Annotated in this window: 13 protein-coding genes; 1 reads left to right on the forward strand and 12 read right to left on the reverse strand. The window is 57.1% G+C overall.

The features are described 5' to 3' along the window. Positions 1–645 precede the first annotated feature (645 nt). Complete coding sequence (locus N787_RS15050) at positions 646–1,050, forward strand: hypothetical protein (protein WP_156969009.1); 405 nt, start codon at positions 646–648, stop codon at positions 1,048–1,050. A 192-nt stretch (positions 1,051–1,242) separates the two neighbouring features. Here N787_RS15050 and N787_RS15055 read toward each other — a convergent pair whose 3' ends face one another. The 12 genes from N787_RS15055 to N787_RS11315 all read right to left on the reverse strand — a co-directional run bounded on the left by N787_RS15055 (position 1,243) and on the right by N787_RS11315 (position 16,978). Further along, positions 1,243–1,908: a hypothetical protein gene (locus N787_RS15055; RefSeq protein WP_156969010.1), complete on the reverse strand. Its 666-nt coding sequence runs from the start codon at positions 1,906–1,908 to the stop codon at positions 1,243–1,245. Between the two features lie 108 nt (positions 1,909–2,016). Beyond that, positions 2,017–2,676: an HD domain-containing protein gene (locus tag N787_RS11280; RefSeq protein ID WP_034214082.1), complete on the reverse strand. Its 660-nt coding sequence runs from the start codon at positions 2,674–2,676 to the stop codon at positions 2,017–2,019. A gap of 196 nt (positions 2,677–2,872) precedes the next feature. Further along, positions 2,873–3,871: a hypothetical protein gene (locus tag N787_RS15060; RefSeq protein ID WP_156969011.1), complete on the reverse strand. Its 999-nt coding sequence runs from the start codon at positions 3,869–3,871 to the stop codon at positions 2,873–2,875. A gap of 93 nt (positions 3,872–3,964) precedes the next feature. Continuing rightward, the gene (locus tag N787_RS11285) at positions 3,965–4,444 is read right to left on the reverse strand and encodes a hypothetical protein (protein WP_034214084.1); all 480 of its coding nucleotides are present in this window, start codon (positions 4,442–4,444) and stop codon (positions 3,965–3,967) included. 545 nt (positions 4,445–4,989) lie between these two features. After that, complete coding sequence (locus N787_RS15065; RefSeq protein WP_156969012.1) at positions 4,990–5,631, reverse strand: hypothetical protein; 642 nt, start codon at positions 5,629–5,631, stop codon at positions 4,990–4,992. A 30-nt stretch (positions 5,632–5,661) separates the two neighbouring features. Next, complete coding sequence (locus N787_RS11295) at positions 5,662–7,578, reverse strand: hypothetical protein (RefSeq protein WP_211252162.1); 1,917 nt, start codon at positions 7,576–7,578, stop codon at positions 5,662–5,664. 305 nt (positions 7,579–7,883) lie between these two features. Beyond that, on the reverse strand, positions 7,884–8,975 hold the full coding sequence (locus tag N787_RS14775; RefSeq protein ID WP_084590783.1) for a peptidoglycan-binding domain-containing protein: 1,092 nt from the start codon (positions 8,973–8,975) through the stop codon (positions 7,884–7,886). A 545-nt stretch (positions 8,976–9,520) separates the two neighbouring features. Then, positions 9,521–10,966, reverse strand: coding sequence for an ATP-binding protein (locus tag N787_RS14780; RefSeq protein ID WP_084590776.1), 1,446 nt, complete (start codon positions 10,964–10,966; stop codon positions 9,521–9,523). Positions 10,967–10,969: 3 nt separating this feature from the next. After that, positions 10,970–13,462 (reverse strand): Hsp70 family protein, encoded by a 2,493-nt coding sequence (locus tag N787_RS11300; RefSeq protein ID WP_034214091.1) that lies wholly within the window; start codon positions 13,460–13,462, stop codon positions 10,970–10,972. After that, positions 13,459–13,830 carry a hypothetical protein gene (locus N787_RS11305; protein ID WP_034214094.1) on the reverse strand — a complete coding sequence of 124 codons (372 nt, stop codon included), beginning with the start codon at positions 13,828–13,830 and terminating at the stop codon, positions 13,459–13,461. The genes N787_RS11300 and N787_RS11305 overlap by 4 nt, the downstream gene beginning before the upstream one ends. Before the next feature lie 38 nt (positions 13,831–13,868). Next, complete coding sequence (locus N787_RS11310) at positions 13,869–16,670, reverse strand: ATP-binding protein (protein ID WP_034214097.1); 2,802 nt, start codon at positions 16,668–16,670, stop codon at positions 13,869–13,871. A gap of 62 nt (positions 16,671–16,732) precedes the next feature. Next, positions 16,733–16,978 carry a hypothetical protein gene (locus N787_RS11315; protein WP_034214100.1) on the reverse strand — a complete coding sequence of 82 codons (246 nt, stop codon included), beginning with the start codon at positions 16,976–16,978 and terminating at the stop codon, positions 16,733–16,735. Between the last annotated feature and the right edge of the window lie 15 nt (positions 16,979–16,993).

Raw genomic sequence — 16,993 nt, forward strand, 5'->3', positions numbered from 1 at the left:
GTCTTCGTCACCAAGGTTTCGGCCCGTTTCCCCGGTCGCCTTCCCTGCGACCCCAGGGATGCAGGGAGGCCGACTCGTGACCGCGGGCATTGGAATGTCCAGCGAAACGTCCGCCCTTAGGGTTTTACAAACAAACACTTAGGGTTCTCGACCGGCAAAGGATGTCCCGACAAATGTCCCGGCTGTCGGCCTGGGCACCGGCCAGCGCTGTTCCCGGCCCAACGGTGATGCCCTGAGGGCGTGCCTCGCCGCTTCTGTCGGGGTCAGGCAATTGATGTCATGTTCGGCAAGTGATTGTCAGGGCTCGGTATTTCCTGCGATCGGCACGAAATCGGGGAAGGCTGAGACTGGGGATTGCCACGGACTACTGAATTTCGCCGGGGACTGACAGGAACTGCTGCCCGGCAACCAGATGCCCCGGGCGCTGGCATGCCAAGGTCACCGGGGCAGAGCACCTGACCTGCCTCTTCCCGTGGCCCCAAAGAAGGGCTTCGGTCTCGTCCAGCCCCGATTCGTGGCCGTGGCCAGACTGATTTAGGCCGCCGGGCTACAGTTCCCCAGAGGGGATGTGGCTGCCCTGTGCCCAGAGGCGACACGAACCCTAGGCAAGCCACGCGACTTAACGCATGAGAGGAGCAGCAACGCATGGCAAAGGTCGGGATTGTTGAGGCTTTCCGAACGTACGGTGCCAAGCTGGCAAATGCTCAGTGGGCCGTGAGTGCCGAAATCCCTGGCGGCATCGTCATGAGCCTCTGGGAAAGCGAGTTCCGAAAGAGGGAAATGCGCTACGTGGACAGGTTGTCCCGCTGGAGGGGACCAGGCAACAATCTCTTCCGGAAGCACCTCCAACTGGCCTATGAGAACAAGCTGCCAATCAGCCTTGTCATCGCCAAAGCCAGTGATCCGGACGCGGTACGTCGCGGAGAAGACGCGTCCAAAATTCCCAAAACCTTCGCCGTTCGCAAGGATCTCGTCGGGTCCGTGGAGAAATTTGCGGACGACGAGTTTGAAATCCAGTTCACCCTCAGAACATCGAAGCCACCCGGTTAGAACTACCCTCCCACTCAGCCAGCAGACTAATGGTTCGAAGGGCAGCTGTAGGAGGCCTAAAGCCATGAGCGGGCTGCAGCCCGCCGCCTACTCCAAGCGGATGGCCGAGATCGCGCACCCTAAATCCGGACTCTAAACAGATCCGCTACTCAAAACCCGGGGGGGCGTCGTCAGCAGCATGGAAGCCGCGAATCATGTGCGGGTGTCAAAACGGGTCTCGAGATGCGACTGGCCTGTCAATCTGGAGTTCACTAACTCAATCTTGCGCCCGTGCTCCTCAGGTCGTGCGAATACGCCAGGCTGAAGTCTTTCAGACATATCTCTGGTAGCAATGTAAGCCGGACGCAATCCTTCTCCGATTGCCGCTCTTCGCGAAGCGAAATCGTAAGGGAACTCTTGACAGCGTGCGGGGAAACCGGAGAACTGCCCAAAATCGCTGGTGAATCGGAAGCCTTTAGGCGTTTTTCGTGAGCGCCGCGGGTGACAGGGATCGGAGAAAAAAATGAACCACTCACTTCCGTCAAATGTCACAGCCTCCCAGACGTCCACCATATTGATCACCCCGAGCCGGTGGAAAAGGATGCGCTGCCCAGCGTCGGTTTCAAGTTTCGAAAAGTAAGCCAGTTGACCAATCAACCCGTTAAGAGGGATGGGGTTTGTGTCCGTGAATCCAAAGGGACCGAAAGCGCCAGGAATTTCGTCCAACGCAGGCAGTGCCCTCAAGGCATCTCGGATCGAAGGTCCACAAAAACCTAGCTGATAGTCGTCATCCTCTACCATTCCTCGCACATGGCGAAAGCGGTCATCTACTGACGGTTCTTTCTTCTTTCCGCCAAAAAGCATCGAGAAAAAACCCATGGATATAGCTCCCCTTAAGGAGAAAATGAGGTTGTCGGGACGTTGGTGTGCTTGGTGTTGATACGCGAGGTCACTTTGCAGCTTCTTCGGGACGCCGTCGGTCTTTTATCACGCAACCAGGGTTTCCTTTCCAAGCGGCACCCGTGCCTCGGCCCCGGCATGGGCGTGCATCTGTCCCACAGCGCGGTCGAACTCACGGGCCAGTTCGTGGAAGCGCCTATCAGCCGGGTCGGCCCGCTCCAGCATCACCCGGGCGATGGCCTCGTAGTACTGCAGTGTGCCAAGTCGGCCGGCAGTGAAGCGACTGAAAACCAGGTCGCCAGCATCGCCTTGCAGGTCGGCTAGGATGGCGCGGGCGTTGTGGAGCTTGTCGCAGGCCGACACCAGCAGCGAGCCCCTATCCTCGGTTGCGATGTGAGCGATATAGACCAGCTTGCGCTCGACCCAGTTGGCGAACTTGTCCGTGTCAGTCTTGGGCTTGTCCTTGGATTCGGCCGTGCCATCCGTGCAGTCATCGACGATCTTGGCAACGCCGTCGCCAAACTGGGCGCGAATGGTGGCCAAGTGGTCACCCCCGCAGTCCTCGAGCACGTCGTGCAGCAGACCAGCGATGGCCTGGTCTTCGCTGCCTCCGTACTCCAGCACCAGGCTTGAGACGCCGAGCAGGTGATAGATGTAGGGAATGCGCGAGCCTTTGCGGAACTGAGCCGCGTGGGCGATTCGGGCGTAATCAACCGCTTGGATAAAGCGGTGTGTCAGCGCGGTCATCAGTCTTTGCTCCTTGGCTGAAAGCATTTCCGTGACGGAACCGAGATAGAACCAAGAACCGCGAAGGCAGGCCGCGGCCTAGTCGAGTCGACTTCACGATGATAAGAACACGATTGCAGGATTAGTTTTCCGCCGGACCTACGCGGCATCAAAGATCATTCTTCTTCCACTTGGCGGGCATCGCGCGCGTGGGGCGTTAGCCCGCCAAAACCACGACGTCATAACGTGGCAGATGCCAATCGACGAGATTCAGCCAATCAACCGCAACCGGCCGTCTGGTAGGAAGCGGTCCGTATGGGTCTTGTTCAAGCGACTGGCGGGTAGCGTTACCCTGACGCTGCTGCATTAAGCGCAGCAACTGATCATAGTGCTGCCCCGCCTGATCTCCGTAAAGAAGTTCAATGCATCGAATAACGAAATCACTTTCGTAAACCTGACCGTACATCTCAGCTAGGGCGCCAACTGTCTTCCTAGTTGGTGCTGGGTAGGGGCGTGTTCTTCGAGAGGGCCAGGGGCGCCACCACGGTCGTGGAGTTGCGATCAACTCAGGAAGGCGGGCCTTTCTGGAAACCGCATCGCGACAAACTAGCTCTATACAAGCTTGTTCGCGTTGCTGAAGATCAGAGATGCTTAGTGGGAGATAGAGCACAGGACGCGCGTCCCGTGACTCACCGGTGACAGCTTGCGACGGACGGTGAATTAGTTGTCCCGTCTCCAAGTCGACAAAACTGTCCACGCCATCGACCGCACCTACCTGCACAGTTCGACGGCCGTCTTCAACCACGATGAAACGAGAACCGAAATAGAGGGAGCCTTCGTATACCCAACCCTCGGGAAATACGACAGGTCCAACGAGTTCGTTTATGAGCATTGCGCAACTCACGAACTGGTCCGGCCCGAGGTGAGCGACGGATAGTCCCAACCATGGAGCCGGAATCGCGAGCCCGTCGAGTTGATCCACAATTGCAATATCAACCGCAACACCGTTCAGCTCATACACCAGACCAAATTCCTCCATGCGAGCCACGAAGGCGCCGACATCACTTGGATTCATGAAGGCGCCGCGCGCCAGAGATCCGTCTGTCGCATATGTTCCATTGCCAAGCTCCCACTCGAATGCCCCGAGTGCACCGGGAATATTTACAAGAGCGTCGACTCGCGCAATGACGGTAATCGATTCAATATGGATGGACATTCAGTAGTTGTCCCGAGCCTCTCTCTTTCGCTGGGAACGCTGGGCTGCGCCCTAGTCCGCCGGCGCAAGCATCATGTGACACGATCATCGTACTTAGAGACGCAACTTGGAATAGATGCCATCAACTGAACACTGATCATCGCTGTCGATAAAGAACAGGGTTCCGAATCCACCCGCGTTCAGCTTCAGAATAGCGCTCTCGCCCAACGCCAAGTTCAAGCATAAGCTGGTCTTGATAAAAGTATCGGTTCCAAAGACCTCGTACCAATCATCGTCTTCTCGGCTTACGGTGACATCGTACTTTCCTGGGGACGCATCGCTTGCTCCAAACACGGCCTTCACGTCACAACTTTCACCTTCATCAAGGAAGATGATCTTTCCACTAGAACCTGACATCCGAAGCATCGAGTCTTCGCTGTAGACGTATTCGTAGCAGTACCGTGTGTGGACGTACATTTCCTTTCCATCCACCTTGTAGAGGTTGGAACCCTTACGGGTAACGGAAACGTCATAGTCAGCAGCGAAAGTCGTGCCGCACAGCAACATTAGAACTACCGCAATAACAACTTTCATAATTCCGCTCCTCCTAACTCGCACACTAACTGCCCTTCGATACTTTCAGAATTGCCAATCTATCAACTACTGGCCCCTCTTCTGAACCTGTTGAAGCTGCCGCTTTTCTTCCAGCAGTATCTCGCCTCGCTCGGTCTCGGTCAGGCAGGGCGACTGGGTGTATTGGCACAGTCGGTAGCCAGCCTGATTCTCCGCTCGGACCATATCCGCGGGGTTGTACGGCCTAGTACAACTCGCGTTCCAACGCGACGTGGCAGCGTTATAGGGATCCACCGTAGCATTGAAGGAATTGACATCCCCGCTCGCGCGCGCGGCATCTGCGGCATCTGATAGCTCGGCGATCTCCCGAGCAATCTGAAGGCATTGCTTAACTTGCTCGGCGCTTGTCTCGGATGGCCGCAACGTACTTTGGGGCTTCTCAACTCGTCCCTGGGCAGCGACGCCAAGTGAAGCTACAGCGAGTCCGACGCACAGAAGCACCGCTCCACTTCTTGACATATTCCTGCTCCTAAAGAGATGTGGGCAAGCTGACCATTGGCATGGAACTATGTTTGGTGGCTAGACAATCGACTCTTAACTAGCTCCAACTTGGCCTTGTGAGCAAGAGGGCGGTTGAAGACCCGGCTTTCAATTTGACCAGTCACCTTGCTCAACGCGATATAGGCCAAGCTAAGGCCTGACTCCTGTTCGGACGCCTTCTTGTCCATGAAGTCGTAAGGGAAGTCAGCACAGAAGTTATGGAAGCCAGAGAACTGAGCAAGCTCCTTGGTGAACCCGAAGCCGTCTGGCGCGATCCGTGACCGCCTAGGATGGTAGAAATCGACAAAAAAGATGAACCACTCGCCACCGTTGAACGTAACGGCCTCAAAAACATCCACGTTGCCAATGGCTCCCAGCCGATGGAACATGATCCGCTGGCCTGATACTGTTTCGAGCCTGGAGAGATAGGCCAACTGACCGATCGGGCCGTTTACCGGGATTGGATTGGTTTCCGTATACCCGAAGGGACCCGTACCATCCGGATCCTTGTCGTAAGCAGGAGCCGCCTCAAGGATTGCCTTCATTGCTGGATGGATTATCTCCAGTTGGTACTTTTCGTCATCAATAATGCGGTTGATATGCGCGAATACTTCGCGCAAAGCCTTGTCTTCCTTGTTGCCTCCAAAAAGGTTTGATAGAAAACCCATCGCTGAATCTCCAGGCCGTAATCGACCAGATCAGTCCAGAAGCTCGCTCAGTCGGCGCAGCCCTGGCTTCTTGAACGCCATCCGAAGGACCTGTTCAAGAATGTGTGTGTTCGCGTTGTGTATGTAGGAAAGCGCGACGTTCGTCTTTTTATCTTCCGTCGAACCAATGCAGAAGGAACCATCCGCATTCCAGATCTGGATCTGCTCCCAAGAGCACTTGACGTTCTCGTTTGCTCCGAAGAACTTGTGCTTCACCAATGTAATTCCGTCGTCATGAAGTACTGACTCGCCAAACTGAATGGTTCGTCCGGCTTTCACAAGTTCAAGTACCTGACCTAACAACCGGACGCAGACGGCTCGCCAAAGCTTGTCGATGAACGTGCTATATATCTGTTCTTTCTTCAGCTCAACGACCACATCAGAACGCCCATCACCAAAAGCAATCGTGTAGGTGGTTCCGGTGGGAATTCCATTAACGGAGTGGCTGACCCCGCCCCACCGAACCCGAGTGATTGCGTCCAAGGGGAAGCTCACGCCTTTCCAAGAGACTCCACTGGGTGAAATGCTCAGTGTGTCCTTGAAGATCACACCAATTTCTGCGCTGTAGGTAATCTCCCTGTCCCACTCCGCCCTTTGAGCAGCGGACTGCTTACGCTTATGAAATATGTCCGCAAGTGCATCGACATCCTGCTCAACTCGCTCAGTGATGTCAGGGATTTCCGCGAAAAGTTCCTGAAGTAGGTTCATCAGTCTCTGGGACTGATTGATCATGTCGTGCTTATTGAACAGATCGATAGCAAGACTACGGATCTCGTATCCGAGGCCGAGACTCGCCTCATGCTCCATGCCTCGCGCCTTGGAGCTGAGCTGGATTGGCTGTGCGACGCTGTCCCAGTTACGAGTAACCAGCTCCAATTTGTCAATGTAGCCTTTAATGCCTGCCTCGCCAGACTTGGCGGCATCGCGGGTAGCCTTGATGAGCTTATGAACGTTCTCCTCTTCTTTCTCGAGAAAATCCTTCGTTTCCACCTCATAGCTGTCTACAAGATCATCGATCAGCTCGGGCGCATGTTCATCTCCGCCGGAGGTAGCCATGTCTACTGCTTGCGTCATGACCTTAACCAGCGTCTTCGGAGGAAGTCTGTTGAGTGCATCCTTAATGGCGCTTCGGTAGTAACGCTTGCGCTGGACGAGCTCTGCCTCGACCTGGTCTAAAGCCCGGACTTCAGGGAATCCAGCAACTACGCGGTCTTCATTGATGTCCCTAAGAACTTCGTCCGGATCCAGCTCCTCCGTCAAGGTCGCAAACACATGGATGAAGTCCGCCAGATCTTCGGCATCGTGGGCTGCATCTACTGATTCGAAGACGGACGCCAGCACGTTTAGATGCGCGAGCGCGGGAAGGCTTAAGTCCTCCCTGAGGCCCATCGGATCTTGGAGAATGCCGTCAACCAACTGCGATGCTTTCTTCGGAGAGACGCCAGGCAGCCAAGCGATCTCACAACTGAGTCTGTTTCGCGGGTTAGTCAAGTCTGACCTGGCCTTGTGGCAGGCATCGTGGTCAAGCGTCAGGGATTTTTCTTCAGCCATTGCAACAATTCGACGTCGGTCGTCGCGAGTGCTTACTCCGAGCAGTGCGAAAGCGTTCTGATGCAAAACAGTTGACGCCAACTTTGTTCTTAGTCTCGCGCCTTCAGTCAGGCTACTCTCGGAAGCGCCGTTCGCCTTAGCTGTACCGGCAGGCGCCACAGACGCCGCCACTTTTTTTGGGGCGTCGTCATTCGGTCTGACCTCAAGCATTGCCACAAGCTGAGGATCTTTCAGGGCAATCTGAGCCTGGACTAACGTTGCCGGTTGGACCGAAAGCGTCAATTGATTCCGAAGTTCATGGCTGTACTTTGCCAATTGCGGCTTCGACGAAAGGTGCTCCGATAGCGCCAGGGACATTGCGAGCTCGCTGCTGGTTCGGGGCGTCCTGCCGCACCCCTCGCACGGCAGGAGCGCGCTCGCTTTCTCTGACCCGCACGCAAAGCAAATTGCTATGCCCATATCACTCCTAAAAAACTATTTTCGAATCGCGCCCAGATCCCGGAGCGGGGAGCGGTTCTGCCCCCTGGTCAATTGAGATGCTTGCCGGAGTCACTCCGCGATTTTGACGGGTTGAGAGTGCGCTTGATTTAAACATGCCACATTGGAAAATAGTCACGTCTGTCATTGTCTCGACTCCGCTACGGCCCATGCGTCCCTTCAATTCATCGCCTTACATTTACCCGACGTTCGGCCTCTGCGACGCTCGCAGCATCCGTCGGCGTGAGTAGCGCATGCTTGCATAAGGACCGATAGTTCCCCGATAGACACGTCTGAAGATTGGCGCGGTACTCCGAATTGGAAACCTGCGCAGCTTGATCCGCCGTTAGAAGATGATGCTTGCAGAGCGATGGATAGTTTCCGGAGATGCATGTCCTAAAGTTTGCTTTCGCCTCTGCATCAGCCACTTGCATTTTTTCATCTGGTGCAAGCAGATGTTGCTTGCACAGTGATGGATAGTTACCGGAAATGCAGGTTTGGAAATTTGCTCGCCGCTCCGCCGATTCAACTTGGCGGGCTTCGTTTTCCGTGAGTAGGGATCGCTTACACAGAGATGGGTAATTTCCAGAAGAGCATGTCTGGAAGTTTGCTCGACGCTCAGCAGACGCGACCTGCTCTGCTTCTCCCGGAGTCAGCAATCCGTGCTTGCACAGAGACGGATAACGTCCTGACATGCATAGCTCCAGGTTTTTTGGATCGCTTTTCGACACTTTTGGTTGAACGTCCTCCGCAGGGGAAGATACCCAAGCTGAGCTGGTGGTGGGTGCAGAGGCTTGCGGCGAAGTGTCGACAGACCTGGGCACTGAGGCAGGCGCTGTTGAAGTCGCGTTTGCCGTAGTACTTAGTTTTCCTAGTAAGTTGGCCGTTGGTAGGCCGTCGGGTGCAATACCCGAATCCCTTTGAAAAGCCATAATGGCCGAGCGCGTCCGAGCACCCATTACCCCATCGGCTACGCCTGCGTCGTATCCGAGCCGACGAAGATTGCTTTGAATGTCTCGTATCGTCGGATCGAATGAAGGGTTTCGACCCCAAGACTGCGTTGCATCTACTGCCGCGGATGGCGCTGGCATGAAGCGGCTCCTGCCGGCGGCGTCAAGCTGCAGTCGATACGACTCAACTTCTCGACGCGCGCGTTCTAGCGCGCCGCTGCGATAGCGGAAATTGCCGCAACGACTGTTGTAATCGGCCACCATGCCGTTGAACAGATCAACGTCGCTGCCATTCCGGTTGTCTAGCACCGCCTCCGCACTGTTCATGCGGATCTCCTCCGCCAAGCAATAGTTGATCTGTGCGTTCGTGAAGACAAGGCTCTGACCCACAGGGGGTTTCGTCTCCACTAAAGACGATAGTGTCTGAGGTGGCGCCGAAGAGTTACCGTCGTATGATCGCGTCGGGCGGCTGTTGTCTGCTTCCCCGATTATCCAGAACACACCAATCACGGCTGCTATGCCGAGGACCCACTTGGCGACCGACCCGCCAGAAGACGCGTCCTGAGGACCTTGGTAAGTATTTTTCTGAGTTGGATGTGGTTGGGGCTTTGCCTTCGTGGCCTCCGATGACGTCGGCTGCCTAGCGCTCGCGCTGGAAACAGGTTCCTTTGTAGGAACTGGTTTGGCCGTGGGTGGCAATGACGTGTCTACGTTGGATACAAGCGTGGAGAGAGCAGCAAAGCCCTTGCCGTCCCCCTTCTTTGAATTCTCGTCTTCCCCAGCCACCGATGTTCCCCTGATTAGAGCAATCGCATTATTTAGGCTAGCCGCTGCTGCAGATCAGCTGGCTTATCACCACAGTCCCGTCAGGGCTATACGAAGCCAATTCTCCTGGTTGGCACATTTGAGCCCTCCCGTGATCGCGCTGGCGCGGAGTTCAATGCTGTGACCAGGCTGCTATTGTCCAGTTCGCTCTTGCCGGCTCTCGCGGCCAGTCGCGCGCCCTCTCTGACAACGAACGCAACATCCGACAGCGGTCGGCCGGCTAGTGCCTTGGCCAAGGGACCAGCCACCACGTCATCGGCCGTTGGAATGGAAGAAAGCAGTTTTTCAAGAAGTGAAACAATCTCGTCTTCGCTGGCGAAACCAACCTGAATGACATGGTCGAACCGGCCGCGCCGCAAGATGGCCGGATCGATCATTTCGACTCGGTTCGTCATGGCGATGATGAGTACCTCATTCTTTGCAGCCTCCGGAATGCGCCTAAGGAACTCAGCGACCTCCTCGACACGATGATGCCCGGAACCCATCTCACGATCTGCGAGGAAGGCCTCCATTTCATCAATCACCAGAACCGATGGTGCGTTCTGCATGGCTTTCTCAAACACTTCCGCCACCTTCTTGCTGGTGTCGTGAATGTAGGGGCTCGCAACACTGGAGGCGTCAATCGAGAAGCTCGGCCAACCGAGGAACTCGATCAGCTTCTCTACTGCAAAGGTTTTTCCACAGCCCGGCGGACCATGGAGAACCAGTGCCGATGGAAATTCAATGCCTAGCGCGCTGTATCGTTCGCGATTTAGGACGATATGGACAATATGTTCATTGAAGAAACTGGCCAGGGCTGGTCGACCTGGAAGCTCGAACACCCTTTCGCCAGCTTGCTGTTCCTGAGCGTCCGTTGGCGAGTCTTCTTCGGGAGATTGAGCGCCCGATGAACCCCCGGAAGTCGTTTGGGCAGGGCTCCTTGGGAGCGCTTCGTCAACCTTGAAGCCCCCAGCCTCGATCACATCCCTCAGGTTTGAGGCGCCGAGCCAACTGAGCATCTGGCGCATACGCCGGAAGGACCGTGCGGAGACGTGTGCCCCACCAGTCAGCCAGTACCCTAGTACAAAGTCATCTTCGACTTTTGAGCTGATGCTATACGTTGGCAACAGCCGGCTGATCTTCTCAACGTAAATGGCATCCTGCAGCGCTGCATCTTGATCGATCTCCCGAGTCGCGCGGAGCGCTTGTGCGAACGCCAGCGCTTCGCTCTTCGAGTCCGGCGACTTTCCGTCAGACACTGGACAAAGAATCTGGCTCGGACCACAAGATAGCGACACAAGCGACTTCTCGCCGAATGAGAATGGGGCCAGTTCGCCGCCAGCGATTAGTCTGGAGTTGGCCCAACGGTCGGCCAATTCCGGTTTGACGATCAACGCCGCGCCACCTCCTCTGGTCGCAACTATCTGCCAGCCGTTGCCCTCGAACCTGACCGCTTGGATGCAGGCTCCATCCGGAAGCAGGTACCCGCTCGGAAGCCAAGGCTCCAGTGCCATCGGTCAACTCCTAACGATGTTGGCGCCGGATATCATGTCGTCCTCACTTGGCGATCCGATCCGGATCGAGTTCAGATGCGATACGACGTCCCGCAACTTATCAATGTCGTTTAGCTTCAGTGCCTCAAGGCCCATAGCGACGAGCTGGGCATGCTCGGCTCCACCCTGGAACAAGTGGGGGCTCTGGGCGAGGCCTTTGAATCTGTCGATCACGAACCAGTCCTGACGCCAGAGAATCTGGAAGTTCTTGTGCCGGAGATCATCAAGGTGAGCTTCGAACTCGCCGCTGTTGTTGTCGATTGATCGTTGAGCTGTTTTTGCAAGATTGTCGAACGTAGTCTCTTCCGTCGGCCTGGCATGCTGTCTTACAACCTCATCGAAGAATCCAACGACGTGGTCTAGCTCCATCTTTCGCATCACCTTCAGATGCTCTTTTCTGGCCATTGCCAGCAGCCGCTTCGCTTCCTGGACATCATCCATTGCCTGCTTGGTGGTTTCCGGATCCGACTCGCCCGGGGTTACGGCAGCCGCTTGTTCCAGGCGCTCCCGCGCTTGGTCAAGCCTTTCGTCCTCAACCTTGGATGCCATATCGTCCAAGCGGGCTATGGCCTGGTTAGCCTGCTCAATTACCAACTTCGATGCATCTGAGTAGTCGATCTGCCCATCCTGGCGGGAATAGAAGTTCCGCCCGCTGTGGAATGAGCCCCCGATCGATGGAACAGTGATCTCCAGGACAATGTTTCCGGAGTCCAACACTTCGTACTCGCAAATCAAGTCCGCCCCGGCGGCGATCACGCCGTCCTCGAAGTCGGCCCCCTTGATCTCAAACATGCCAATCGGCCGGTTGCTCGTTATCGGATCGGCAATCTCGCCTTCCCAAAGCTTGAACTTGATCGAACCGGCACTGCCTGCTTTCAACGATTCCTCTGCCTTGAAAGTTTTCTTTCCTTTCTTTGGCAGCTGATCGCCCTCTCTAACCAGGAAGTCGAGCACCAAGCGGCCGCCAATCTTGTCGCGTGCCTCAACCGAGATCGAATGAGAGGCCGGGATAGCGTCGATGCTGGCCGCGGTCCGGGAGATAACAATCTTGTCTTCGCCAAGAGCGATTGGGCCGCCACTCTTATCAAAAACGAATACCTTGAAAGTGTTCTCGCCGGGCTTCGAAAGCATCAAGTCGATGCCTGCGCCATCCTTGAGCGGTATTCGGCCCGAAGACCAACCGGTGTCCAGACTGTCGACCTGGAACTCGGACCCCGATGCCACGCTCCCGGCCACCTTGACTACCAGTTTTGCTTTCGAGTCAGGCGTTCTGGCTATGTAGCTAAACGAAACATCCAGAGAACCGCCTGCACTCAACTGGCCACGGGATGACTTTCGTCCACGGCCCATGGAGGACCAGTCGATTGATTCGGCGAACACGGCGGCGCCCTCGGCAACCGCGGTCATCGGATTCACTTCGGTGGAAGCCGCGACGCCAAGTTCGAAAGCGACCTTGTCCCTTAGTGGCTTGTAGTGGGTTGGACCACCCACAAAAACAACGCGTTCGATATCGTGTGGACTTAGACCGGCCTTCTCCATCGTTTCCCTGGTGGCCGTAACTGATTCAGCGAGCTTTGGTGCAATCAGCTCGTCAAAGGTTGCTCGATCAAGCGGGATATCGAGGTAGATCTCTTCGCCAGCCAAGTCTCGAACACCCAGTTCGGTCTCCGGCAGACTGATGACAGTCGATTCCTTTTGGGAAAGTTCGATTTTTGCCTTCTCTGCCGCCCATGTGGCCATCCGCAGGAGCGAACGATAGTTGGGATCCGTAGCAATTTCTTCGGGAAGCTTGAACTTTCTCAGAAGCCACGGTTTGACAACGTTGTCGAAGAGCATCCGATCGAAGTCGCGCCCGCCACACATGGCAATGCCGCCGTGCGCCAACAGACTGACTCGACCGGAGACGCACTCTGCCAACGCGACGTCCAGGGTTCCGCCGCCAAGATCGTAGACGAGGAACATCCCGTCGTTCTTCCGTTGGCGCATCACACTCATGACTGCGGCCACCGGTTCCTGCATTAGCGCAACGCGACCAATGCCGGCCGCATCGGCGGCGGACATGGTTGCGTCCTTCTGCATTTGATTGAAGGCGGCGGGGACCGTGATCACGGTGCCGGTCTCGCCACTATTCCTAATTTCTTCGGGCAAGTAGCTAAACAGCATCCGAAGCACTTCAGCCGAGCAGTCTTCCGGCGTCATGACCAAGTTCACGGCCGGGAGTTTCACGGGCGTGCTGGTACCCATCAGGCGCTTGAACAGGGTGGCGGCGTTATCCGGATTCTTCGCGGCGTTGTTGTATGCGCGAGAGCCGATGTATTTGTTTCCGCGCTTATCGATGAAGATCGCCGACGGCGTAACGTCGTGCTGGTCCTGGCTCTTGTACAGCCGGACGTTTTCTCCATCGAATGAGCAGATGGCGCTGTTGGTGGTTCCAAGATCAATGCCGACGTACTTCATGCGACCACCTTCCTGAGCATAACGGTGCCTTCCTTCTTGAGGCCATCTTTCCCCATGACGATTGGCTCGACCATCTGATCCACGATGAGCACGTCGTCGGGTCCGAAATCTCCGCCATTCAGGGCGGACGCAGCCATGCCAGCGTCAAAGGGCTGACCCTCAAGATTCACCAGTCGGAGGCCGCCTGATTCGAGACTTTCTTCTATGCGCTTTTGGAAGTATCGGAGCTGACTGGCGTACTTGCTGCCATCCCCCGCATCGAGCTTGGATATTGCTCGGATGAATAGCTTCGAGAGTCGCCAGCTTTCAATGGCGACTTCCATTAGCGCCTTTTCGAGCTGCGTGTTCGTTTCGGCTGCGTCGCTCATGCGTCAATCCCCTTGTCGAGCCATTTCATCACTTGAAGTCACTCGAACTCGGATGAGTCAAACTTCAGCGTCTTCGTGTTTTCCTTTGCTGCGCGAACAGTGCCGTCCTCGAAGCCGGTATTGCTGAGAACGTCAATATCGACCTTGATGCGGACACGGGTGCCTGGCGCTGCGGTAAACAGCTCGACAACCTCGTTGACGATGTTCGAGAACTGCAAGGAGGCCTTGACCGGGTCAAGTTCCACGGTTGCATAGAAGTGCTTGGGCTTGGAGGCCGGTGTTGCCGACACAGGCGGCGTTTGACTAGGCCCAACTCCAGGGGTGCCGGGCGTGGGGAGCGTTGTTCCTGGCGGGGTCGCAGAGATCGCGGCCGCCTGGACCGCATCAAGCTGCGCCTGATAGGCAGCAGCATGATCCGGCTCAACCAGCAACAGCGAGTCCATCATGGGTGTCGTGTTCTTCCCAAACGTGAACCCACGATACTCGCCGGCTTCCTTGCCGTACGCGAGCCCGAAAAAGTCTCGGCTGGCGGCGCCGGCGGCGATCGCGTTCTGCACCACGGTCGACTTCCGGAGTCGCGGGAAATAGAGGTAATTGCAGGACTTCTGCCACAGATCGGCTGCCGAGCAATCCGGCTCGGCGTTCTTCCAGAACCAAGCTTTCAAGAGCCGGTTGAGGTGGATGGGGGCCCACTCGGAGATCACGAGCTCGTTGTCTTGCAGGACCCCCTCGATCTCCTTGGTCATGTTCTGGGCCGCGGGGTTCAGCGGCAGCGACTCCCACTCGATCTCGCCCACGCCGCCGCCGGCCTGCGCCTGCTGGAACGGCGTCAGCAGCCAGCGGTAGGTTTCCTTGACCAGGCGATAGGCCGCCTCCTGGACCTGGTTCCCGTTCTGCTCAGCCTGTTTGGCCTGCAGGTTGTCGAGGGTGATTCTGTTGTCCCTTACGTCTATGACGATGCTCTTCCAGGCCAGCAGGGTCCGCATGGTGTCCATCAGGTGACCAAGCTGGTCCGTTTCGGCCGCCAGGAAGACGAGGCGGTTCTGCTTCTGGCGCGGTTGTTCGCCCCGGTTCCGCAGAAGGGCCAAGGCCGCCGAGATGGCTTGGCTGCCGCCGGTTCGGGCATGGGTCGCCCGTGGCGGCAGTACGACCAGGCGAAGCGCCCAGTCGTCGGGTATGTCGATGCTGGGCGTGAAGATATGCGTCGCGTCCAAGGGGCCGCCGCCGATAACCCGCTGAAGAGTTTCGCGGATGGCGGGGATAACATCTTCGTCGTCCTTGAACCGGCGTTTGCGGTCTTCCATCTCACGGCGCAGGTTGGGCCGGACGTCCAGCCACCAGCGGCCGTTGCCCTTGTTGAGGTAGGTGAGGCGGGTTTCGAGGCGGCTCAAGGCATCCCGGTACACGTAGGGCGCCTGGCCTGGCTGCAGACAGCCCAGCAGGATCCGCTCGGTTTCCAGGCCCTGGGTCATCTGGTTGACGGAGGTCGGGGCGCTGCCCAAGAAGATGGACCGGGCGGTCCGACGACAGGCCTGGATGGAGCCGAACTTTGGTTCGCGCTGCTCAATGTCCACTGGCTCGGAGCGGTCGCCGTCGACGTCCCGCTCCAGGACGGGATCCCAGCCCGGGGGGAGGTAATTGAGCATCTCGGCCCGGACCGTGGCGTCGTACAAGGGCGTGCTGCCCGGCATGAGCAGGAGGTCCTGGTTGCCGTCCTGCCAGAGCCGGTGGATCACCTTGGCCATGAGCTTCAGGACGCCGCGGGTCCGCTGGAAGCTGGGCAGGGACGACCAGTCCTTGTAGAGGCGCTCGAAGTACTCCGGATGAATCGGGTAGGCGCTCTGCATCCGCGCGAGGTACTGCCCCTCTTGAGTCTCACTCGGAAGGTCTCCTCCGTGCTGCACGTAGAGGTCCGCAAACGCTCGGCAGACCTCATCGGCGGCGGATCGGTCCCGGATCTCCGCGAAGAGGCGGCGGCGGACGATCTCGAAAGCTTCCTCCGTGCCCACCGGCTTCCAGATGGCCTGCACGCGGCCGAAGTAATGCTCGAGCGTCTTCAGGGCCGCCACGCCACGGTCACTGCCGGCCTCACGCTCAGACTCAGGCAAGGAGGCCAGCATCAGGGCATTGGGTACCGCCTTGAGCGCCTCAGTCAGGGCCTGAATGAAGGACAAGTTGGAGTCGTAGGTGCCGCCGGCCAGGGTCTTGCCGGGCTCGAACTGACGGATATAGGCCACCAACTCATCCACCAGGATGACGCATGGCGCGTACTTGCGGATCAGGTCAGCCAGGACATCTTTGCCGGGAGAGGTACCGGCGCGATCCGATTCGGCGATGAGCGCGTAGCCCTCTGCCTTGCCGAGCTGCCAGGCCAGTTCGCCCCAGAGAGTGCGGATCTCATGGCCTTCGACCTTGCGTGGCTGGTTCGGCGCCAGCTGGTTGCCGTCCAGCACCACGACTGTTGCCATGGGGAGGTCTTGCACCCCGGCCTTGTCCAGGATCGCTGGAATGCCCTCGAGGTCGCGCGCGGGCGCCTCGCCAGCCGATAGGTGAAGTACAGCCAGCATGGTGTGCGTCTTGCCACCGCCGAACGCAGTCTGCAACTGAATGACCGGATCTCCGCCCTGCCCATTGAGTCGGCGAACCACGGAGTCGAGAAGCAGGCTCATGCCTTCGGTAATGAAGGTCCTCCGGAAGAACAGCGCTGGATCTTGGTACTCCGCTGTGGCGGTTCGCGCCTGAACGCGAGTGATGTCGGCTGCGAACTCCGCCTGTTGAAACGTTCCTTTGAGGACGTCTTCATGGGGAATGGCGATCTCGCGCCACGGCTTCAGGGTCATAGGTGTCGGTTCCGTATCTCGTTATGCCAACTGACAGTCGATTAGTGCGTGCTCGACATGCATCAGGCTTTATCGCCGTAGGCCAGCTCATCCATCATCCTGGCGAATGTTGACCAGTTGATGCGCTTACTTTTCTGCCGGTTTGCTCCGTACCAGTAAATGGCACCACGACCGACCTCAAGTTCGCCAAGCTTTTCCTTTTTCGCGAATATCTCAAGCCGCAGAGACGACTTCGCCTTTACCAGCTCGACGTTCTGAAGCTGCGCACGCACCTCGTGCTTTCGTTCGGCCTGCTTCTTGGCAACCATATCTCACCCCATTCG

The sequence above is a fragment of the Arenimonas metalli CF5-1 genome, assembly GCF_000747155.1.
GTDB classification, from domain to species: domain Bacteria; phylum Pseudomonadota; class Gammaproteobacteria; order Xanthomonadales; family Xanthomonadaceae; genus Arenimonas; species Arenimonas metalli.